The sequence below is a fragment of the Reichenbachiella sp. genome, assembly GCF_033344935.1.
In the GTDB taxonomy this organism is placed as follows: Bacteria; Bacteroidota; Bacteroidia; order Cytophagales; family Cyclobacteriaceae; genus Reichenbachiella.
Window position 1 is genome coordinate 527,045 of record NZ_JAWPMM010000001.1, and the last position, 21,850, is coordinate 548,894.

Here is a 21,850-nt window from a genome sequence, read left to right on the forward strand (position 1 = left end):
TTTCCTCTTTTCTGCCTTAAAAGTCTGCATAAGACAATTTGGTTAGTTGACCTCCGGATAGCTAGTGGCTAGTAATAGAGCGATTGTTTTCCAATAGCTAACAGACGTTAGTTGCGAATTATTTAAACTCTAAAACCAAACTTTATGAAAAAAGTTTACTCTGCATTAACCGTAATGCTAATGTTATCGGTTACTGTTGCCTTTGCCCAGAAAACGGTTTCAGGTACGGTGACAGATGGATCATCCGGCGAGCCACTCGTTGGGGTGAATGTCATTGAAAAAGGCACCGCCAACGGTGCTTTGACAGACCTAGATGGTAACTTCAAAATAGAAGTAACGGACGGGGCTGTTTTAGTTTTTTCTTATATAGGATATGTTGGATCTGAGGTGACCGTAGGGTCGCAAGCTCAGATAGACGTTTCCATGAAAGAAGATGTCACAAACCTTGAAGAAGTAATTGTTACAGGTTTGGCCACCTCTGTGAAGCGGTCGAATTTGGCTAATGCAGTAGCTTCTGTATCGGGTGAAGATTTGGCTGGAAAGACAAACATTCAAACCTTGGATGGGGGTCTTCAGGGTAAAGTAGCTGGAGCGAATATTCTAAATAATTCGGGTGCACCAGGAGGAGGTATTTCTATGAAGCTTAGAGGTATTACAACGATTACGGGTTCTTCTGAGCCACTTTATATAGTAGATGGTGTATACATAGATAACTCCGCTGTTTCAAATGGTTCAAATACTGTTACCGCAGCATCTACGAATGGTGCTATGACAACTAATCAGGACAACGCAGCCAACAGGATTGCTGATTTAGATCCCTCTGACATTGAAAGTATTGAGATACTAAAGGGAGCATCAGCGTCAGCCATCTATGGTTCGCGAGCAAATGCCGGTGTGGTCATCATCACTACCAAAAGAGGAAGTGAAGGGAAAACTCAAATTACTTTTAAACAGGATATTGGTTTTGCAAAAATCTTAAACCCACTTGGTACAAGACCATTCACTTCAAACCTTGTTCTTTCTGATTTTGGGCCAACCGCTCAAGCTGAATTTGATGCAGCCAACGCTTCTGGCCAGCTGTACGATTATGAAGATGAAATGTACGGTGAGACAGGACTGTTGACTAATACTAAAGTTACTTTAGCTGGAGGTAGTGATAGAACGAAATTTTACCTTTCTGCAAGTAGAAAAGATGAAGAAGGTATTATAAAAAATACTGGATTTGAAAGAAATTCTGTGAGAGCTAATATTGACCACAAAATTTCAAAGTTTGTTGATATTAATTTGTCAACCAATTATATAAAGTCAAAGACTGGACGTGGACTAACGAACAATGATAACGCTGGTGTTTCTTATGGAGTGGCTTTGTCAAGTACTTTGCCCTGGCAGGATCTATATCCAAATGAAAATGGGATATACCCCAATCATCCGACCAATCCGTCCAACCCATTGGCTACAAGAGATAAGTCGACAGTAGAAGATGAAACGAACCGGTTTGTTATTGGGTCAGGGATTAATTTCAATCTTTTGAGAAAAGAGAACTCTTTTCTTCAGTTGAAATTACAAGGAGGACTGGATTACTACAATAATGAATCTACGCTCCATTTTCCTGAAGATCTGCAATTCACAATCGGCAATCAAGATGGGGTGTATTCAAGAGGAAATAATGTAACATTCAATACAAACATGTCAGCCTTCTTGATTTATAATACAAGTGTTGGAGATGTTGATCTTACATCATCTGCTGGTGTGAATCGTTTGGACCAGTCTAAAGAGCTTTTGACTGTACAAGCTCAACAATTGACAGCCGGACAACAAAATCTGCAGCAAGGAGGATCTTTAACAGCCTTTCATAGAAGGTTGGAATCGCAAGATTTAGGTTATGCTATTCAGCAAGAGGCCAATTGGGATGATAAGTTAATCGCAACGGCTAGTGTAAGGTTGGATAAATCGACGTTAAATGGTGATGCGAATAAACTTTATACTTATCCAAAGTTCTCACTAGCCGCTAACTTAGCAAATTTCGAATTCTGGAATGTGGGTATAATCAGCCAGCTGAAACTAAGAGGAGCCTATGGAGAAGCTGGTGGTGTGCCAAATCCGAACTCTGTAACTTTCGTCCAACCAAAATTCACAGCCCTTGCCCCATTAAATACAGGTGGTAACACAGGATCAGTAGTTGGAACTGCCTTTGGTGATCCTAATGTAGAGCCAGAAAGATCTAAAGAGCTTGAGTTTGGGTTTGATCTTGGGTTGTTGGATGGTCGAATTGGATACACTTTTACCTGGTACAACAAGAAAGTTGAAGATTTGATATTGGTGGCTGCAATGCCTCCGACCTCTGGGTTCTTGAATCAGCAAACTAATTTGGGGGCTTTGCAGAATAAAGGGATTGAGATGTCTTTGAATGCGTTAGTTGTGAATAATTCCGCTATCAAATGGAACACCACGGTAAATTGGTGGACCAATGAATCTGAAATGACAAGATTAGATGTTCCAGCCTTTAACCCTCCTGGAGGTGGTTTTGGTGCTGGCCTAGGAACGATTCGATTGGAAGAAGGCAAATCACTAACTCAAATCGTTGGTACCGCTGGTTCTTCTGAAGTCGTTCAACTTGGCGATGCTGCTCCAGATTTTCAGTTGGGCTGGAGTAATGATATTACTTTCTTGAAAAACTTCACCTTCTCTATGTTGTGGCACTGGAAAAAGGGTGGGCAAAACGTAAACCTTACTGGTTTATTAACAGATTTCGGAGGCACCTCATATAATTATGACGAATTGTTGGATGACGGACAGCGTTTGGGAGACGCTAGAATAGCTGCATTCTTCAGTGGGGAAAATTCTACACTATTCGTAGAGGACGCGGACTATATCAAGTTAAGAGAGGTATCTCTTTATTATTCTATCCCTAAATCAGTTTTGGGAAATGCTTTCAATGGCACCATAGATAGAGTGAGGGTAGGTATCTCAGGTAATAACTTGTTCATGGAAACTCCATATACAAGTTATGATCCTGAAGTCTCAAACTTCGGAAGTGGCGGGGTACTACAAGGTATAGAGGTAACTCCATTTCCATCCTCAAAAAGAATGTTTTTTCACTTAGAAGTTGGATTCTAAAAAACGAATTGAATTATGAAAAAAATAAATCAATATATAATAGCGCTAATAGCTGTTTTCACATTTTCATGTGAGTTGGACGAACCAGTTGATCTAAACAATCCAAGTTTTGGGGGTGTTCTTAACGACGCCAGTATTGGTCAATTAAATGAGTTGGTTACTGGAGTAGTGGCAAGGGCCAGTACAGGTATGGGCAACTACCACGATATAGTCGGGGTAATTGGTCGTGAAATTTATCGCATTGATGTGTCTGACCCAAGATGGGTAGGAGACTTGCTAGGAACTGGAAATTTGGATAATAGTGCATTTTATACAGGAACAAATTTCAGTACTAGATACAATGGCGTTAAAACGGCAAATACTTTAATTGGAGCCGTTGAGAATACCACTGTACTGACTGATGAAGAGGCCCAAGGATACTTGGCTTTTGCCAAAACTTTTAAAGCACATGCATTATTATTTGCTTTGAATCATCAGTACGACAATGGGATCAGGGTTGATGTGGAAGATCCAAATGCTCTTGGCCCTTATACAAGCAATGCTGCTGAGGGGTATGATGCAATAGCAGCGATCTTAGCTGAAGCTGCTACCCACATAGAGAACGCAGGAACATCTTTTGCATTTGGCTTGACTTCTGGGTTCGATGGTTTCGATACACCAGCAACCTTTGCAGGATTTATAAAAGCGTTACAAGCTAGAGTGGCCTTATATCAGGAGAATTATGCCGATGCCGTGACATTTGTTGATCAATCTTTTTTGGATGAGACAGGAAATTTTGATCTGGGCGTCTACCGAGTATTTGCGAATGCTTCTGGAGATCGAGTAAATGCTTTGTTTTTTCCAAACAATACAAATGGAACAACAAGGTTGGTTCAGAATGATTGGGTTCCTGATGCTGAAGACGGTGATTTGAGATTGTCAAAAGCATCATTAAGAAATTCGCCACAGGATGTTATATCTGGTCAGTTGGTTGCTAACTATGATGCATGGGCAGTTAAAGATCAGACGCAGCCTATGGCTTTTATTCGCAATGAGGAATTGATTCTGATAAAAGCCGAAGCTTTGATCCAGGATGGTTCAGCAGCGGCTTTAGCTGAAGCGGTTACTCTGATTGATATAATTAGAGTCCAATCAGGAGGGTTAGGAAATTATAGTGGACCTGTGACTCAATCGGATTTAATTAATGAAATGCTTCATCAAAGAAGGTATTCATTGTTTGATGAAGGTCATAGATGGATTGATATGAGAAGATACGATAGGTTAGACGAGCTCCCCCTAGATCTTCCCAATCATTCTGTAATTGTACAACTACCGAGACCATTCAATGAGATAGGGGTGCAAGGAGGTTAAATCTCTCACACCAAATAAAAAACGCCATTCTTCTGAATGGCGTTTTTTATGTTTTAGAGTGTCCCGTCCTGAAATAGCGTTACACAAAAAACGACGTTATGAACGAACTCACAGAGAACAAGTATGTTAAAAGAACACAGAAGGACTACAGCTACGCTTTTAAATTGTCAGTTGTGTCAGAAGTTGAAAGCGGAGAGTTAGGCATAAAAGCCGCCGCTCGCAAGTATGGTATTCAGTCACACTCTACAGTTACCAATTGGCTTCGAAAATTTGGTAACTTTGATTGGGTCAATAAATCAACACTTCGGATGCCAAAATCTAAAGACCAAAAACTATACGAACTTGAGCAGAAAGTACGGCTGTTGGAAAAGCAAAAAAAAGAGCTTGAACAGCAGGTTGAAAACGCAGATAAGAAAGCCATTTTCTTTGATATGATGATCGACATAGCCGAAGAAGAATTCAAACTCCCCATCAGAAAAAAGTCTTTACCCCAACAGTTGATCGATTCAAGGTTGAACAAAAAGAAGGGGTAACCCAGATCTGTAGACTGTTGGGGATGAATAGGCAAATCTATTACCGCTCTATCAGAAGAAGTAAACAAAAGCAAGAAATAGCCACCAAGGTAGTAGTTATGGTTGAAAAGGTGCGTATGAAAATGCCTCGTATAGGTACCAGAAAGTTGTATCATTTACTTTATGATGAACTTCAGCCGCTGGGAGTTGGAAGAGACAGGCTATTTGCTATTATGAAAGCAAATCATCTTCAGATCGTACCTAAGAGACAATATCATATCACTACTGACTCTCATCATCGATTTAGAAAACATAAAAACCTTATTGATGGGCTTTCCATACAAAGGCCTGAGCAAGTATGGGTATCGGATATCACCTACATTGGAACACGGAAAAATCCGATGTATTTATCGTTGGTCACAGACGCTTATTCAAAGCGGATCATGGGCTTTGATGTATCGAAAAGTCTGGATGCTTCAGGTGCAATATCAGCCCTTAATATGGCTATTGCCAATCGTATATATCCTGAGCGAAAGTTGATCCATCACTCAGACAGAGGATTGCAGTATTGTTGCGATGCCTATCAACAGGTGTTTAACAATCATAATATAAGGTGCAGCATGACCGAAAGCTATGACCCATATCAAAATGCCATAGCCGAAAGGGTGAATGGGATATTGAAACATGAATTTATCTTAGGGATCACCACATCAGATGTAGCACTAATGGACAAACTCATTGAGCAGAGTATTTATATCTACAACCATGATCGACCTCATTGGAGCTGTTGGATGAATACCCCGGCATTTATGCATCAGCAAGACAAGGTCAAGATTAGAAACTATAGAAACAAAAATAGCACCGAGCTAAAACCCGATGCTATCTAATATTTTATCCTAAAATCTGTAACGATTATTTAGGACTAGTCAGAGTGGGTAATATTATTCTTCATCCAGCATATCAATATCCTGAATCAATACCCTTTTAGAAATGGCTTGTCCTGTTTTTGTTGCTGCCAAACCACCAAGGGCAGTTTCCTTGTAGCGAGTCTCCATGCTCTGCCCTACTTCTCCCATGGCTTCCGCACATTCATCTACAGGGATTACGCTGTCTACGTCAGAAAGTGCGATTTGAGCCGAAGAATTGGCTATAGCCGCGGCACTTGCATTTCGAACGACGCAAGGTACTTCTACTAATCCGGCTACTGGATCACATACCAGTCCGAGCATACACTGTAGAGTCACAGCAACAGCATTGAAAACCTGATCTATGTTTCCGCCGAGGCAATACACGATGCTTCCTGAAGCCATCGCAGCAGCACTGCCGGTCTCGGCTTGACAACCGCCCACGGCACCAGCGAGAGAGGCTTTTTGTTCTAGAATCAAAGCAATACCTGCGCTGATGAGCAAGGCTTCATGGATTTTTCGATCTTCAATACCGTGAATTTTCTGCATGGTAGTTAGCACTCCGGGAAGAATGCCAGAGGCACCTGCTGTTGGGGCTGCTACTACACGCCCCATACAAGAATTTACTTCTTTGGCAGCCAGGGCACTGGATATCAAGGTCTGAAATTCTTTGGATAACACCACAGTTTTATTCTGAGCTACTTTTTTGGCGCCATTCTTTATCATTCCTGAATGGGAAGACATGTCTTCGGTTAAACCCGTTTCAACGGCTTCTTTCATGACCTGATAGGCTTTTTCCAACCCTGACCAAATATCATCTTCTTGAGCACCTTTTTGCTCAATTTCATAATTCAGCACGGGCTCAAACAAAAGAGTACCCTCTTTTTCACAAAGTGCCTTCCAGCCTTTGAAATCTTCGAATAGAAATGACATGATGTTTTGGGTTAAATGTCTTCTAAAGTTACTAAGATTCTTGGCCGCTTGTTGTTAGTGACGGCCAAGAATTGAATAATGTATCTCTAAAACTCTGCGTTGCCTGGAGTTCTTGGGAAAGGAATGACGTCTCTGATGTTGGTCATACCCGTGACGAACAAGATCATTCTTTCAAAGCCCAATCCATAACCACTGTGCGGCGCAGAACCGAATTTACGAGTGTCAAGGTACCACCAAAGTTCTTCTTTGGGTACACCCATTTCATCCATTCTTTGTTCTAATTTATCCAATCGCTCTTCTCTTTGAGATCCACCGATGATTTCTCCAATACCTGGAAACAGAATGTCCATAGCGGCAACGGTTTTCCCATCATCGTTTTGGCGCATATAAAAGGCTTTGATGTCCTTTGGATAGTCTGATAGAATTACTGGTTTCTTAAAGTGCTTTTCCACCAAATATCTCTCATGCTCTGACTGCAAATCAGCACCCCAGGCGTCAATCAAATACTTGAATTTCTTCTTTTTATTTGGCTTTGAATTTCTGAGAATATCAATAGCCTCTGTATAAGTCACTCGCTCAAATTTGTTGTCAACTACAAATTTCAATCGATCCATCAAATAGAGCTCGGGCCGCTCAGTTTCCTTCTTGTTTTTGTTCTCCTCCACTTCTCTCTCGTGCAAGAACTTCAAATCGTCGTGGCAGTTATCCAAAGCATACTGAACCAAATATTGAAGCATCTCCTCTGCTAAGTCGGCATTGTCATCTGCATCGAAAAATGCCATTTCTGGCTCTATCATCCAGAACTCTGCCAGGTGGCGAGTAGTGTTTGAATTTTCTGCTCTGAAGGTAGGGCCAAAAGTATAGATCTGACCTAGGGCCATAGCAGCTAGCTCTCCTTCCAGCTGCCCAGATACTGTTAGATTGGTTTCCTTGTCAAAGAAATCTTGTTTGTAATCAATTGCACCATCTTCTGTCTTTGGTAGATTGTCCATATCCAATGATGTTACTCTAAAAGTCTCACCAGCACCTTCAGCGTCTGAAGCTGTAATGATCGGTGTATGGATATTTAAGAACCCTTTATCGTTGAAGAATTTGTGTACGGCGAAAATCATCGCGTGACGAATTCTATATACAGCACCAAAAGTGTTTGTCCTTGGGCGTAAGTAAGCGATTTCCCTTAAAAACTCAAGGGAGTGTTTTTTCGGTTGTAGTGGATATTTTTCCGGGTCGGCTTCGCCCAATACTTCCAATTCCTTTACATGCATTTCAACTGATTGCCCAGAACCCTGAGAAGCTACAATTTCACCTCTTGCCGCTACGCAAGCACCTGTAGTGACCAGCTTGAGAACTTCCTCAGAAATTTCATTTGGATCTGCGACCAATTGCAAATTATTGATTGTCGAACCGTCGTTTAGTGCAATGAATGCTACATTTTTGTTTTGCCTTTTGGTTCTTACCCATCCTTTCACAAGTAGACTTGATCCTACTTCTGCCGATTTTAAAACCTCTAATACCTTGGTTCGTCTTTCCGTACTCACGTTTCTCTGATTTTTAATTCAATAATTGCCTGATAATGAAGGCAGAGCGCAAAAAAAAAGTATTTTAAGTTCCTGTGCAATTTATTTACAGTCGGAAGACCGAAGTGGGTAGTCTGAAGCTTTCGGTCTTCATACTTCGGACTTCTAGCTTCGAAGTAGTTTTTATCCTTATTTATAAGTTCAATAGCCAAAAATTTATTCTCTTTGCGCCAAGCAAATTCCACCCTTTAATTAAAATCAAAATAAGATGAAGTACGATGTATATGGCATAGGAAATGCCTTGGTTGATTTAGTGTTTGAAGTAGATGAAAAATTTCTATTGGATCACAAGGTTGAAAAGGGTTTGATGACTTTGGTAGAAGAGGATCGACAGAACGAACTTATTGGAGCCATAGATATCCATGAGAATATGATGAAGGGAGGAGGCTCAGCTGCTAACACTGTAGTGGCCACCAGCCAATTCGGAGGCAAATGCTATTACTCTTGCAAAGTTTCGAATGATGAGTTTGGTCAATTCTTCCTGAAAGATCTTGCTGGCAATGGTGTAGATACGAAATTGACAAAAGACACAGCTCCTGATGGGATCACGGGAAAATGTTTGGTAATGACGACTCCTGACGCTGAGCGCACGATGAATACCTTTTTGGGTATTACTTCGGATTTCTCTGTAGCGGAAATAGATGAAGCAGCCATCAAAGAGTCAAAATACATCTATTCTGAAGGTTATTTAGTGCCATCTCCATCGGGACGAGAGGCCATGCTGAAGGGAATGGAAGTGGCAAGAGCCAATGGTGTGAAAGTAGCACTTTCTTTTTCTGACCCGAGTATGGTGAAATTCTTCAAAAATGAAATGGTAGAAGTAGTAGGAGAAGGGGTTGATTTGTTGTTTTGCAACGAAGAAGAAGCGATGCTATACACAGACACTGACAATTTGCTAGATGCTCGTGAGGCTTTGAAAAAGGTGGCTAAGAGGTTTGCCATTACACTCGGCAAGAATGGGGCAACTATATTTGATGGTGACACTTTCATTGATATTGAGTCCTATCAGGTGGATGCTATTGACACCAACGGAGCTGGCGATATGTTCGCAGGTGCTTTTATGTTTGGGATCACCAATGGCCACTCTTACGCAGAAGCAGGAAAATTGGCCAGTTTGGCTTCGTCAAAGGTTGTTTCCCAATTTGGACCAAGGCTAGAAAAGGCACAAGCTCAAGATGTATTGAGTCATCTATTAGGATAACTGATTCTCATCATAAATAAAGATATTTAAAAGGGTTCCAATGGAACCTTTTTTGTTTCTAAATACCTTTGTAAAAAAACAGATCATCATGACTTCTTCACTTAGATATAAAGCAGAAAACGAATTTGAAGCTACTAATCAGGCTGGTAACACGGTAGCCATGGACATGTATCCTCAGGATGAAAAGAAGGATCAATCTCCTATGGACCTCTTGCTATCTGCTGTAGCTGGATGTGCTGCGGTTGATATCGTTTCGATGATTAAAAAGAAGCGTAGAACATTTGTTGACTTGAAAGCCGAAACCACTGGAGAAAGAGCGGAAAGTCATCCGAAAAAATTTACTAAGATTCATATCAAGTACATCATTACTTCACCAGACTTGACTGAAAAGGAAGCAGAAAAAGTCATAGACTTAGCTGTTAATAATTACTGCAGTGTAGCCTCATCACTTGATCCGGCCATAGAATTGACTCATAGTTTTGAGCTGATCAGGTAGTCTCTAGAGATTAGGGCTACTCACAATATCCAGATCTCTGTTTACTATAAAGTGAACCAGTCGGTCGGATTCAAGTTCATAATTCTCTTGGCCCAGATACTTACTGCCGATTACATGAATGGAATGTTCTCCGGCTTTCAAAAAGTGGGTGGTATTGTATGGGAAAGGAGTGGTTAGCATTCTTTCGTTTGACCATTGTCCTGAGTTGTTTACTTTGATCAAGTACGAAGCGAAGCCATCTTCAACCCTGGAAAATTTTCCAGTATTGTCCTGGATTCTGGAATAATTGCCATTGATTAAATAGCCATCTTCCAGGGCTACTACCCCAACCAAATCTCCAACGACCTCTTTGGAATACTTCCAAAGCAAGTCACCGATTACATTGTAATTGGCCAAAACCACCTGGCTGGTTTCCGTTTTATTTTTAGCCAACTCTCGTCCATTAAATCCTATCAAAAAGGTATTGGTTTGTTCTTCAAACTCAATAATTCTAGGAAAGTCATCAATGATCAAATTTCTAACCATAAGCTGTTCGCCTTCTTCGCTATAGCTGAAGAGCGTATTCATTTTGGCTCCATTTTCGTGATGGGTTCCATTAAGGACAAAGGTGCATCCGGCCTGACCGCCTACCATGGCTGAAAGAATGGTGTGAGAATCAGCCTTGACACTGTCCATCTGCAAGGTGAAGTCCTTGTACCAACCCACTGAATTGTTGGGCTCCACTCTGCATACGTAGGCAGTAATTAAATTTGACTTATCATTTAAATACACGCCTCCCAAATAGGCAGAGCCATCTAAGTTGACCGTTTTTTGCATGGTCACTCGTTGAGAAGGTTGCAACGAATCTAATCGAGGCACGCGCGTATAATTAGGAATAGAAACTCGACGATACTTGACAGTCGTCTCAACCGAATCAGGTCTATATTTTTCTTCTAAGAGTAATCTGACACTTGTCAAATAATCCTCGAATTGCGCTTGACTTGTAGCTTTTTCTCTCTCTACCATCAGGTTGAGTCCTGACATTCCAGAATAATAATCATCCAGAAACCCTTTATACTTTTGATAGGAAAAATCGGTATTCCTTGTTTCTACATGCTGTAAGAGAGTGTCCGATTTTCTAATAGAACTCAACAAATAGCCGTAATGACTGATTTGACGTTCCGGGGAAATTTTCATAGTTTCTTCTGAGAATTTATTGAGTTCTTCCTGAATGAGCAGTTCATGTTTTTTCTCATTGTACAAAAAGAGTGGTTCTACCACAGAATTGAGGTCGTATTTACGAAGGGTAAATAAAAATTCTTTGCCGATATGAAGGGGCTCCAAATGGCCACTGGCTACATCTTCAGGTACTTTATTGAGTTTGGCCGAGGTAATTTTTTCGTTCTCGATCATCATGAGTCTAAGCGCAGATATATGTTCGTCGATATAGGCCTTGGTATCATCCACCCATTTGGCATAATCCCAAATAGGAATTTCATCCTGCTCCAAAAAGTTTATTTCGACAGCCAGGCCATCTAGTTTATAAATGCTAATGGTATCAATCTTTATGTTTTGGTTGTATCCTATGTCATATCCATTGATTTTCTCTTTGTAGGACTTGAAAAACTTCAAACTCTCTAAATAGTTGGATTTGATTTCTTCGAAGCTTTGTGCCATTTGATCATCATATAACAAATACAGGTCTTTGATCGAACGATGCTTGCTGATGATTTTGGTAAAGGTTCTGTTCGCCTTAGAATAATGGGTATAGCTGCGTGTAAAGTCTTCATAGATACCAGGCATGTTGATTTCAAAGGCATCCATGTTTTGCCGAGACTCCAATATGTTTTTTTGAATGGAATCTAGAGAAACTGTGAACTTCCCTTTTTCATCATAAATGGCGAAATTGATATATTCTTCTTTATTCTTTTTGACATCTTTTTCGGTGATAAACCTCTCGCAGTTATCAAAAGCTTCTTTGGCCAATTGAATGTTTGCCATGGCTTTTTTGTAGTTTGTGATAGGGTCACTTTCCTCAAATCGTTTATAATAAATCAGGCCAAGCTGTAGGTACATACTCGGATTTTCGGGATCTTCCTTCACCAAATTCTCAAGGTCAGCAACGCCTACTCCAGGTTCACTATTGAGAATACCTGGTAATAGGTCTTCATATTTAACTCTTCTTTGAGCGTCCGATGAATAGTTGAAAGCCAATAGGCTCATCGACAAAACTGAAAAGAACAATACCTTTTTCATAGTCCGCTTATATTTTCAATATTTTCAATACTACTCTTCTATTCTTGGCTCTACCTTCATCCGTGTCATTGGCGACCAGTGGCTGATCTTCTCCATAGCCTACCGGAGAAAATCGCTCGCCAACAATCTCATTTTCTTGTAAAAATTCTACTACGCTCTTCGCTCTCCGTTCAGACAATAATTTATTGTAGCTGGCTGACCCTACATCATCGGTATGCGCAGAAATTTCAACGGCCATGGTAGGGTTGGCGTACATGAGTCCTACTACTCGAAGAAGCTCATCATAAGAGTTTTCACTTAACTGATCTGAGTTAGATTCAAAAAGAATATCCTTCAGCGTGAGGTTTGCTCCAACTAATAGAGGTTGAAGCTTCATGTCCACTGCCGCGGACACCTCGACTTCTCCATCACTGTTTACGATACCTTCTTCCGTCACATCCAAAACAGTGGTACTGTAGGCGTAGCCTTGATCACTAGTAGCTTCAATCTCATAGCGGTCACCAACACGAAGACCAACGGTTTCATTACCTTCTACAATGATCGTTTCATCTCTATTTCTATTGCGTATCCTGACTCTTGATCTCACTTTGGAATTGTTAGTCAAATCGGCCACATTAATAGCGATTTCCTTCTTTTTAGGAATAAGTTCTATGTCCTTTTCAAACGAAGGATACATCATAAGGCCAGAAGCATCGAACACAAAGTATTCGCTCTGGAAATTCTCTTTGTCGATTATGATTTCATAGGCGCTACCCAAAGGTAGGTCCAATTCCAATTGACCAGATGTGGCGTCACTCTCAAGGTCCATTAGCATGCTGCGTTCACCTTCGATTTTAACTTTGACTGAAGCTAAAATGGGTTCAAATATTTCAACATCATAAATGTTTAAATTGAGTTTAGCACTTTCAAATAATTCTACATTGTACTCAATCTCTCGGTATTCGTCGATTGCCGTCAAATCGTATTGCGTAGCGTATGTGGTATAGCCTTCTCTTCGAAATTCTACATTATAGCTGCCTCCAACTGCAAGGACCAAACTGAATTTTCCGTCCTTAGGGTTGCTACTTAAGAACATAAGTTCCTCAGAGGTAAATGCATCTCGAACGATAATTTCTGAAGCGAGCCCCTCATTAGTTTGGCCATTTTTCACATATCCTTGAATGACATTGTTTCTAAATTGCTGATAACTTGGAGGAATATCAACTTCATAAATGTCGTTGTTGTTGATATAATACATCTTGTCTCCCTGTGCAGCAATACAAGGAAATTGATCGTTAAGTTCTGAATTGACATAAGCTAATGGGACCGGTGTAGTCCAGTCTCCGGCATCATCCAGAAAAGATTGGTATAGGTCATATTTGCCCAAACCCCCTGGACGATTGGAGGAAAAAATTAATGTCCTGTTGTCAGCCATAATTCTAGGCGCCTTTTCACAGTCTTTATTAATCGGATAAGGAAGCTTAGAGGGTTTTGACCATTCTCCGTCTTTGTTGATCTCAGATTTGTAAATTGAATAACAAGTTTGACCTTCAGTTTCCTCTCTGAGTTCTTCGTCTTGAGGGCCTTGGTCATTTACTCTCACGAAATATAGGGTCTTGCCATTGGAAGAGATAGAAGGGAATCCGTCGAAGCCTGGCGTATTGATAGGCTCCCCAATATTGATGGGGCTTGACCATCCGAATTCTTCCCGGGTAGAATAGTAAATGTCATCTGCTCCAATGCCACCAGAAAATGAGCTAAAGAAATACATGGTGTTTCCATCGAAGCTAATATTTGGGCCACCGATCAGGTCGTTGTCTGCTCCGTAATTATTTACACTATCCACAGGAATTGGACTACCCCAATGTCTTTCCTCATCTAGTAGCGCTTCATACAATTTGTAGGAACCAGATTGATTGGATTCAAAGATCATTACCTTTCCATCTGCCGAAATAGATGGCGCATATTCTGTCGCCTCACTGTTGATGTTTTCTACAATTTTGCTCGTACCCTTATAATATTCAAGTGAGTCGAATGTAGAGGTAGTTGCCTCTTGTGCATAGCTATTTTGTACTGTCGTGCAATACGACAATGCCAACCAACAAAGGGTAAAAAATATTCTCATAGCATTAGTTCCCTAGTATGACAAATGCGCCCCAATAGTAGGGCTGTTTGTATTCTTTCTTTAGTGATTTAATAGCCTGTCGGAAGGCATCTTTTTTTGTTTCTCCTCCGAGCCAGTTACTATAAAATCTTGACATTAATTTTTGAGTTGTTTCGTCGTTTACTTTCCAGAGACTCATGATCAAATTGTCTGCACCTGCCACAATAAAAGCTCGCTGCAAACCATATACACCTTCTCCATTTTTCACTTCGCCAAGACCTGTTTCGCAAGCAGACATGACAACGAGTTCTGTCTCATCCAGATTAAGGTTCATAGCTTCGTATGCTGTTAGAATCCCGTCTTCATTATAGGGCAACGGTTGCCCCTGAAAAGTCTTAGATGCACCGGCAAGCAACAAACCAGACCGAAGCAGTGGATTATATCTGGCCTCTTGTGTTTGAATGCCTTCGTTTGCATCCGCTTTGATCGTCATGTCTGACATAAAAAAACCATGCGTAGCGATATGCAAAAGTTTAGGATTGTCGACTTGTTTTACGTTCACTTCATTGGCTTCGGCGGCCTCAAATTTTTCATACTTCCAAAAATTTTGGTCAAGTGTTTTTACAATGTTGTTGATTTCTTCAAGTGTCCCAGGTAATGCTGAAATTCCGGACTCAAACCCTCTTTCAGTGGATGCAGTACTGGCCACCGCTTCTCCTCCACCAAGTTCATAGTCAGGGAACCCGAATATCGAAGCCCTGCTGGCTTGCGGTGTTTGATTGGAAGTACTGCCTTCAGTTAATTCTTTGGTATTACTTAATAAGTCGATGGCGTATTTGTCAAAGACGTATTCCTTCTTTTTAGTATCATACAGCGTGTTGATGTTGATTTTGTTATACACGCCATCAGAGGAGAGATAGATCCTTTTGGTGTCAGACAATTGGTCATCTATGGCTTGCCAGAATTGGCCATAGGATCTAGGATTTTCCAGCTTGTACACAATCATGTTTTTGTACTGTTTGAAATACTTGCCTTCCATATTTACACCATCTTCGACTACCACCAATTGAGGATAAGTGCCTGATACTCCTGAGAGAATTAGAGCAGCGTAATAGATAGAGTCGTTTTTGGTGTTTTTCTTGATTCGCAGTATTTCAATGGCTTTTTCTTTTTCTCCAACATGAGCTTGAACATCGGTCCATTGAATCTTTTGTTGATCATACGCTCCAGCAAAAGCGGTCGACATTTTAGAAATTTCTTTTTCAAGCGTATTGGAATTGGCCTGAAGAGTGCCGATGTCGATATTGTTTTTTTCAAGTTCGTCTTTCGATAGGCTCAAACTTTTCACAAGCTCCTCCTTAGCAGCTTGCCATTCATTAAACTTGGCAATCAATGTAGCATCACCACTATTCATAATGGTGTTTCTTATTTTATTGCTGGCATTTAAAAGCAAAGCTTTAGTTTGGAGCTGAAGGTCATATAAGTCAGCCAACATTTGATCCATTACTGCCTGATCACCTCTTTGATGAAAAACAAATTCGACAGCAAAATCCTGATAGGCTTCGAAAACAGGTTTTATTTTGGCATAAAAGGCACTTTTTTCCTCTTCACTCAATGAAGGAAAATAATTGTTAATACTCTCTAAATATGATTGAATAGCAATTCTGTAATCGCCTTGAGCGCCATCATAATCTTCGGTTTTTTGTTTGATAGAGGCTAGTCCATAATAGGAGTAAGCAATATCTGGGTGGTCAGCATTGAGAAGTACCGAACGTAGATCCACTACTTCTTGGAACAGTCTCTTTGCCTCTTCAAGATTTTCTTGTTCTTGTTTTAGTACGGCTAGGTTGTAGAGCGTATTGGCATAAGAAGGGTGTTCTTTCCCAAAGTTTTTTTCTGCAATGTCTAACGACTCTTTATATAGTTCTGACGCCCTTTCATACTCTCCTAGTTCTTCTAGAATTGAAGCTAAATTGTGAAGTGTTTTAGAGTACAATGGATGTTCAATTCCTAAAATTAGCTTGTCTATGGCGAGTGCTTCTTCTAGCTGCTGCCGACTAGCTTCTATCTCTCCTTCCATGTAATTCAGTGATGCGAGATTCTCTAGCGCGGATACATAATCGATATGATTTTTGCCGTAAGCTTTTTCAAAGGTGGACAATGCGGTTTGAAGGGAAACTCTGGCTGCCTTAGTATTCCCCATTTTCATATACAAAAGACCCAGCTCATTGGAAGTGTTGGCGTAATAGATGTGGTTTTTTCCCAAACTATTTTCATAGAGCGCTAATGATTTTAAAAAGGACTCTTCGGCTACTCCAAAATCTCCCATGGCTCTGTTAATCACTCCTAAATTGTTTAGGGTATATGCTTTCGAGACATCATCTATTTCTCCAGACCCAGATTTAGTCGTGTTGACGCTTTCTAAAATTTCTTTTGACTTAGAATATTTTCCTAAAGTGAGATAAAGCACACCCAGGTTTTCTAAAGAAGACAGGTAAGAAGGATTTTGGTCACCAAAAAGTCTTTTCTTCGTGTCTATAGCTTCAATCAGCTTCTGTTCTGCTAAAGCAAAATTGCTGTTGGCTTGTAGAAAAGCAGCGTAATTACCGAGGAAGTTGACATAGGCCATTTCAGCAGTTTGAGCTTGTGCCTCATAATAGGGCTTGATTTCTATATAAAGCGCTTCTGCCTTTGACAATTGATTCATCTGGGTGTAAAGAGAGGCCAATCGAGATCTTACATCATTAGATTCGTTGCGATGATGTATCGTCAATGGTAAGATCTGTTTCAAAGTAATTTCTGCATCTTCGTATTTGCCCAGCGCGATTTGTGCTGATGCCTTTGATTTGAGCAGGGATATCTTTTGAGATGTGTTGCTTCCTGCTTGAGCAATAGCCTTTTCACTTGTTTCAAATGCTTCGGTATATAATCCTTTGTCGATTTGGATCAACGCTGTACCAGACATGGCCAGCAGATAGGGTTTCATGGCATTGGGAGAGGAGAGATTGGTCGTCTCAATGATTTTATCATAAGTAGCTTGCGCTTGGTCAAAACGCTCGTTCATGTAGTAAATGTTTCCCAAATTGGCCATCGCGATAAGGTAAGCCGGGTCCTGCATATCAGAATTTCTGGAGACTACTTCCGACATGAGTTTTTCTGCTTGTTCTAGTTGCCCTGCTCGCTGGAAAAGCAAGGAGAGATTATTGAGTGCGATCAAATAATCGTCATGGTCTGTGGCGCTTAAATTTTCAAATATGTTAATGGCCGATTCATAGAAACTTACCGCCTGAGATACTTCGTTGTTTTCTTCATAGGCGGTGGCAATTTTTACTTCTATACTAGCCAATTGTTCTGAAGAGCCTTGTTCTTTGTAGGCCTCATCTAGTGGAAGGAGAGCTTTTATCGCTTCCTGAGGTTGTCCACTCATCAAGCAATAATCACCATAAGTATAAAGGATATTAGCATATTCGGGAGATTGCTCCTCGGCACGCTCCATGATAGCCAATGCCGATTTGAACAATGGATCACAGGCCTCCCACTCCATGAGATAATAATTGGTAATGGCTAGATTTCCATCAACTTCAGCAATTTCTAAATCGTCTTTGGTATGAAATTGCAGCAACATAACCTTGGCCTCTTTTAAAGACTCTTGTGCTAATTCAAAATCTCCATTGGCCGAATGAAGCAGTCCGATGTTGTATAGGGTGATCGCATAATTGTTGTCGCCAGCTTTTTGCAATTTGATCAAGAGCTCTTTTTCCTGCTGTGCATACTTCAAGCCTTCTTCGAAAGTGCCTTCATCATAGCAAATGAGAGCCAGTTGTCTAAGAATCGAGGCAACGTTCGGATGATCAGCAGATTCTGCTTGGGTCAGCAAGTCCAGCGCTTGCAGGCAATTAGTTTTGGCTGCTGTTAGATTGTAATTGTTGTAGTCGTCAATACTTTGATTGTAGAGACTGTGCCAGTCCTGCTGAGCCATGGACATAGAAATTGAACCACAAAGAACTATTAAGAAGCAAAAAAATTTCAAGGCGCTATCTTTAAAAAGTTAAAATCCTACTTGTGGGCATGCTGCTTTTCTCATCAGAGAATTTCCCAATCTATACTATATCGTGCTGTTTCTGTATCATTTACGGGACGCATATCTACTGTATATGGTCCGCCGGGTTTGTCTGGTACGAAGTATGCGGTTCCTAGAAGGTCATTGGGGGAGATCACATCATGATCCCATACTTCTATAGACACCTCTTCGTTTGGCGTCAACCCTAAAAGGTCAACTTCTAATGCGTGCTTGGTGTTGATTCTTACATCTTCGTGTTTTTTATCCTTCGGCCAAATCTTTTTACCGTTAAACTTTAGAAAAATATCGTCGAATTTTTCTTCGTCATTTTGATAACAATGTAGCGTTTTTAATCTAACGGTTAGTTTTTCGCTCATACACGAAGTAATTTAGTTAGTCGAAGAAATTCAAGAAGTAGCAGCGACTAATTTAATAAATTCTTTAAGGAAATAAACATTCATTGAAGGTATTATATATTCATCAGTACTTTAAAAGGCCTGAAGAGGGAGGAAGTCTGCGATCCTATTATCTAGCAAAAGAATTGGTGAATAACGGTTTTTCTGTAACGATGATAACTGCGCATAGCCAGACTCAGCGAGTTCGAAAAGTCGTAGATGGTATTGAAGTGATTTATTTACCAGTACCATACAGGAATGAAATGAATTTTCAAAAGCGCGGCAGGGCGTTTATTAAGTTTATGTTGTTGGCGATCAAAGAATCAGTCCAACAGCGCAGCGTCGATTTTTGCTATGTCATGACGACACCGTTGTCGACTGGAGTAGTGGCTCTGTTTAATAAGTTCATGTTAGGACGAGCCTATATATTTGAAGTGGGTGACCTCTGGCCCAAAGTGCCGATCGAAATGGGACTTTTGAAAGCCAGATGGAAACAAAAGGTGCTTACTTGGCTTGAAAGCGTATTTTATAAAAACGCCAAAGGGTTGATTGGTTTGTCAGAGCCTATAAAGGAGCATTTACAATTGGTTGCTCCAAAAATCCCTACTCAAACGGTATTTAACATTTCGGATTGTCAGGCTTTCGTGCCAGCACCAAAAAAGGCCAGTTGGGTTGCTCAATATGAAGTAAAAGATCAATTTGTAATTAGCTATACTGGCACTTTTGGGCTAGCCAATAATTTGAGCCAGCTAGTTGATTTTGCCAAAGAAGTACAGCATTTGCCTATCAAGTTTATCCTGGTGGGTGATGGTGCAGAAAAGGTATTGGTCCACAAAAGAGTAGTTAAAAGTGGGTTAAGGAATATTCAAATACTTGATGCGATGAATAAGGATCAGGTAGTTGAAGTGATCAATGTATCTGATGCATTGGCGGTTTCTTTTGTACCCTATGAGTCTTTGCATACAGGGAGCCCAAATAAGTTTTTCGATGCGCTGGCTGCTGGTAAGTTAGTGATTACGAACTTTGGTGGTTGGATTGGTGAGTTAATCGAAAAAAGGCAGTGTGGGTTTTCAGCAAATTCACCTCAGGATTTTGCACAAAAAATTCAGCCATTTTTGGAACCTCCCGAACTACTTCAAAAATTTCAATCCAATGCCAGACGTCTGGCGGAGGAAAAGTTTGAGCTAAAAATTCAAGCCAAAAATCAGCAGGATTTTATACTGCGACTATTTAGTTAGACTGATTCCTTGGTTTGTAGTTGGATCGTTGAAATATTTTATGCGCATCTGTTTCTGCCATCAAGTCAGTGAATGTCACTTTAGGATTTTGATCCATGTATTTTCTTACAATTTGCCAGCCGATCCAGGCACCCACTCGTCCAGGACAGTTTTCACTGATTTCTGCGATATTGGGTCGCTCACCTATGAATTTATTTTTCAAAAAGTGACTGGTTTCGTAGAGCATTTCATTTTCAATGATATTGGCCCAGATGATCTCCTGATTGGTTTTAACTGCGTGTAATTCTTCGGTGGAATAACCAATGATCAATGAATCTGCCTTGCATGGCAAGGCTTGCTCTACGAAATAATAGGACTTGCCTAAGTTTACCATGTCTGCTAAGAGTGTGCCGTGAGACTGATCTGCCAGATTAAATTCATTAGATACAAAGCTTAAGAGTATCGGAGACAAGCTTTCCTTCATGTATCTTTTTACGATATATCTAGGAATGTCATTAGGATAATACCTGCCATTTTCACCAGCGAAATAATCGAGCCCCAAAACGATGAGAGAATCAGAGATATACATGTCATTGTAAAACCCAGAAACTATGGTTTGAATCCTCGGCACTTTAGCCGTTGGGTAGTGATTTTTAATAAACTGATAAGCTCTGGTAAGTTCAGAAATGTTGGTGTCAAAATCTGAAAAGTAAGATTTCGAATCTGATATTAGCGTATCGATTGAAGGTTGCTGAAGTAGTTTGTAAAGTCTTCTGGCGAGGATGGTGTCATTGGGATATTGGTTAGCATCTAAAAAGAAATCAGTCATTATTCTGTTTGCCTGAAAGAATGCCAGTGTTTGCTCAACATTTTTTAAATCCTTCAACTCATCCTCCAGTCTTTCTACCTTCAGCTCTACAGCGACATCCTGATAGACGCTTTCTTGGTCGCAATCTTTACTCTCGCAGGATTCAAGACCTATAATTCCCAATGGGGCGATGAATATTATTAGAATTAATTGATAAATTGTTCGTTGCTTCAAGTCTGTGGACTTTAGATTTGTAATGGACAACCTCTTCGGAGGTACTATTTAAAGAATGACAAAACTATTTATTTATTTTAATTTCTCATGAAGAAAATAATACTAGCCTCCTTTCTTATCGTGGTTTCATTCTTTACCTATGCTCAGCCAAAATTGGGCCTTATGGTGGGAACTGGCATTTCGATGAATAGGGTAAAATATGTGGATGATTCGTTCGGAGATATTACCAAAGACGGCTCAGCCTTTAAATTCAAATTTGGTCTGGAAGCTGACTTCATGGTTTCTGAGACTTATGCTTTTAGTACCGGATTGATTTTTGCGCCTAAAAGAGCGGGCTACACGATTCATCCCGAGGGTGGGACTCCTTACACGGAAGACTACAAAGTCCACTATCTTCAATTGCCTGTTACCTTAAAGTTGTTTACCAGTGAGTTGCAACCAGATTTAAAGGCTTTCTTTCAAATTGGCTTTAAAGGTGAAATTAAGCTATTCAACGAGCCATTTGAAGAAGACTACACCCTCATTGATGAGTTTCGATTTTTCGACTGTTCTTTTACCGGAGGGGTTGGAGTTGAGTATGGAGCAGGAGTCAATACTATCATCTACGGAGGAATATTCTATGATCGAGGTTTAGTAAACATTGTGAAGTCGACCATAGCGACCAATGACCTTACTACGAAAATGGATATGCTTGACCTGAGAGTCGGTCTGAAATTTTAAACAAAAA

General features: G+C 40.4%; 15 protein-coding genes. 8 read left to right on the plus strand and 7 right to left on the minus strand.

The genetic code is table 11. The annotated features are described in order from the left end of the window. Positions 1–144 precede the first annotated feature (144 nt). The 4 genes from R8N23_RS02170 to R8N23_RS02185 all read left to right on the plus strand — a co-directional run bounded on the left by R8N23_RS02170 (position 145) and on the right by R8N23_RS02185 (position 5,866). Positions 145–3,117: a SusC/RagA family TonB-linked outer membrane protein gene (locus R8N23_RS02170; protein ID WP_318169922.1), complete on the plus strand. Its 2,973-nt coding sequence runs from the start codon at positions 145–147 to the stop codon at positions 3,115–3,117. 15 nt (positions 3,118–3,132) lie between these two features. Next, the gene (locus R8N23_RS02175; RefSeq protein ID WP_318169923.1) at positions 3,133–4,467 is read left to right on the plus strand and encodes a RagB/SusD family nutrient uptake outer membrane protein; all 1,335 of its coding nucleotides are present in this window, start codon (positions 3,133–3,135) and stop codon (positions 4,465–4,467) included. Between the two features lie 98 nt (positions 4,468–4,565). After that, on the plus strand, positions 4,566–5,000 hold the full coding sequence (locus R8N23_RS02180; protein ID WP_318169924.1) for a helix-turn-helix domain-containing protein: 435 nt from the start codon (positions 4,566–4,568) through the stop codon (positions 4,998–5,000). A gap of 23 nt (positions 5,001–5,023) precedes the next feature. Continuing rightward, positions 5,024–5,866 (plus strand): IS3 family transposase, encoded by an 843-nt coding sequence (locus R8N23_RS02185; protein ID WP_318169925.1) that lies wholly within the window; start codon positions 5,024–5,026, stop codon positions 5,864–5,866. 54 nt (positions 5,867–5,920) lie between these two features. Here R8N23_RS02185 and sdaAA read toward each other — a convergent pair whose 3' ends face one another. Both sdaAA and asnS read right to left on the minus strand, forming a co-directional pair. Beyond that, entirely contained in the window at positions 5,921–6,817 is an 897-nt protein-coding gene (gene sdaAA, locus R8N23_RS02190; protein ID WP_318169926.1) for an L-serine ammonia-lyase, iron-sulfur-dependent, subunit alpha, read from the minus strand. 86 nt (positions 6,818–6,903) lie between these two features. Further along, on the minus strand, positions 6,904–8,355 hold the full coding sequence (gene asnS / locus R8N23_RS02195) for an asparagine--tRNA ligase (RefSeq protein WP_318169927.1): 1,452 nt from the start codon (positions 8,353–8,355) through the stop codon (positions 6,904–6,906). Positions 8,356–8,602: 247 nt separating this feature from the next. Between asnS and R8N23_RS02200 the strand changes: the two genes are divergently transcribed. Both R8N23_RS02200 and R8N23_RS02205 read left to right on the plus strand, forming a co-directional pair. Beyond that, entirely contained in the window at positions 8,603–9,595 is a 993-nt protein-coding gene (locus R8N23_RS02200; RefSeq protein WP_318169928.1) for an adenosine kinase, read from the plus strand. Positions 9,596–9,635: 40 nt separating this feature from the next. After that, the gene (locus R8N23_RS02205; RefSeq protein ID WP_318169929.1) at positions 9,636–10,091 is read left to right on the plus strand and encodes an OsmC family protein; all 456 of its coding nucleotides are present in this window, start codon (positions 9,636–9,638) and stop codon (positions 10,089–10,091) included. A gap of 3 nt (positions 10,092–10,094) precedes the next feature. On the opposite strand, the gene R8N23_RS02210 is transcribed toward R8N23_RS02205, so the two are convergent. The 4 genes from R8N23_RS02210 to R8N23_RS02225 all read right to left on the minus strand — a co-directional run bounded on the left by R8N23_RS02210 (position 10,095) and on the right by R8N23_RS02225 (position 18,846). Next, complete coding sequence (locus R8N23_RS02210) at positions 10,095–12,326, minus strand: hypothetical protein (RefSeq protein ID WP_318169930.1); 2,232 nt, start codon at positions 12,324–12,326, stop codon at positions 10,095–10,097. A 7-nt stretch (positions 12,327–12,333) separates the two neighbouring features. Then, positions 12,334–14,430, minus strand: a complete 2,097-nt coding sequence (locus R8N23_RS02215) for an OmpA family protein (protein WP_318169931.1) — start codon at positions 14,428–14,430, stop codon at positions 12,334–12,336. Between the two features lie 4 nt (positions 14,431–14,434). Then, positions 14,435–18,388 (minus strand): tetratricopeptide repeat protein, encoded by a 3,954-nt coding sequence (locus R8N23_RS02220; protein WP_318169932.1) that lies wholly within the window; start codon positions 18,386–18,388, stop codon positions 14,435–14,437. Positions 18,389–18,492: 104 nt separating this feature from the next. Further along, positions 18,493–18,846: a hypothetical protein gene (locus tag R8N23_RS02225; protein WP_318169933.1), complete on the minus strand. Its 354-nt coding sequence runs from the start codon at positions 18,844–18,846 to the stop codon at positions 18,493–18,495. Between the two features lie 83 nt (positions 18,847–18,929). On the opposite strand from R8N23_RS02225, the gene R8N23_RS02230 reads away from it, so the two are divergent. Next, on the plus strand, positions 18,930–20,102 hold the full coding sequence (locus R8N23_RS02230; protein WP_318169934.1) for a glycosyltransferase family 4 protein: 1,173 nt from the start codon (positions 18,930–18,932) through the stop codon (positions 20,100–20,102). On the opposite strand, the gene R8N23_RS02235 is transcribed toward R8N23_RS02230, so the two are convergent. Then, the gene (locus tag R8N23_RS02235) at positions 20,095–21,123 is read right to left on the minus strand and encodes a gliding motility lipoprotein GldB (RefSeq protein WP_318169935.1); all 1,029 of its coding nucleotides are present in this window, start codon (positions 21,121–21,123) and stop codon (positions 20,095–20,097) included. The genes R8N23_RS02230 and R8N23_RS02235 overlap by 8 nt on opposite strands. Before the next feature lie 87 nt (positions 21,124–21,210). Here R8N23_RS02235 and R8N23_RS02240 point away from each other — a divergent pair, with 87 nt between their 5' ends. Continuing rightward, a complete protein-coding gene (locus tag R8N23_RS02240; RefSeq protein ID WP_318169937.1) occupies positions 21,211–21,843 on the plus strand; it encodes a porin family protein in 633 nt (210 codons plus the stop codon). Positions 21,844–21,850 lie beyond the last annotated feature (7 nt).

Coding starts and splice junctions, on each gene's coding strand:
- R8N23_RS02200 (WP_318169928.1), top strand. CDS start 8,603: ATGAAGTACGATGTATATGGCATAGGAAATGCCTTGGTTGATTTAGTG.
- sdaAA (WP_318169926.1), bottom strand. CDS start 6,817: ATGTCATTTCTATTCGAAGATTTCAAAGGCTGGAAGGCACTTTGTGAA.
- R8N23_RS02180 (WP_318169924.1), top strand. CDS start 4,566: ATGAACGAACTCACAGAGAACAAGTATGTTAAAAGAACACAGAAGGAC.
- R8N23_RS02205 (WP_318169929.1), top strand. CDS start 9,636: ATGGAACCTTTTTTGTTTCTAAATACCTTTGTAAAAAAACAGATCATC.
- R8N23_RS02170 (WP_318169922.1), top strand. CDS start 145: ATGAAAAAAGTTTACTCTGCATTAACCGTAATGCTAATGTTATCGGTT.
- R8N23_RS02210 (WP_318169930.1), bottom strand. CDS start 12,326: ATGAAAAAGGTATTGTTCTTTTCAGTTTTGTCGATGAGCCTATTGGCT.
- R8N23_RS02215 (WP_318169931.1), bottom strand. CDS start 14,430: ATGAGAATATTTTTTACCCTTTGTTGGTTGGCATTGTCGTATTGCACG.
- R8N23_RS02175 (WP_318169923.1), top strand. CDS start 3,133: ATGAAAAAAATAAATCAATATATAATAGCGCTAATAGCTGTTTTCACA.
- R8N23_RS02225 (WP_318169933.1), bottom strand. CDS start 18,846: ATGAGCGAAAAACTAACCGTTAGATTAAAAACGCTACATTGTTATCAA.
- R8N23_RS02240 (WP_318169937.1), top strand. CDS start 21,211: ATGAAGAAAATAATACTAGCCTCCTTTCTTATCGTGGTTTCATTCTTT.
- R8N23_RS02185 (WP_318169925.1), top strand. CDS start 5,024: ATGAATAGGCAAATCTATTACCGCTCTATCAGAAGAAGTAAACAAAAG.
- R8N23_RS02220 (WP_318169932.1), bottom strand. CDS start 18,388: ATGGCTCAGCAGGACTGGCACAGTCTCTACAATCAAAGTATTGACGAC.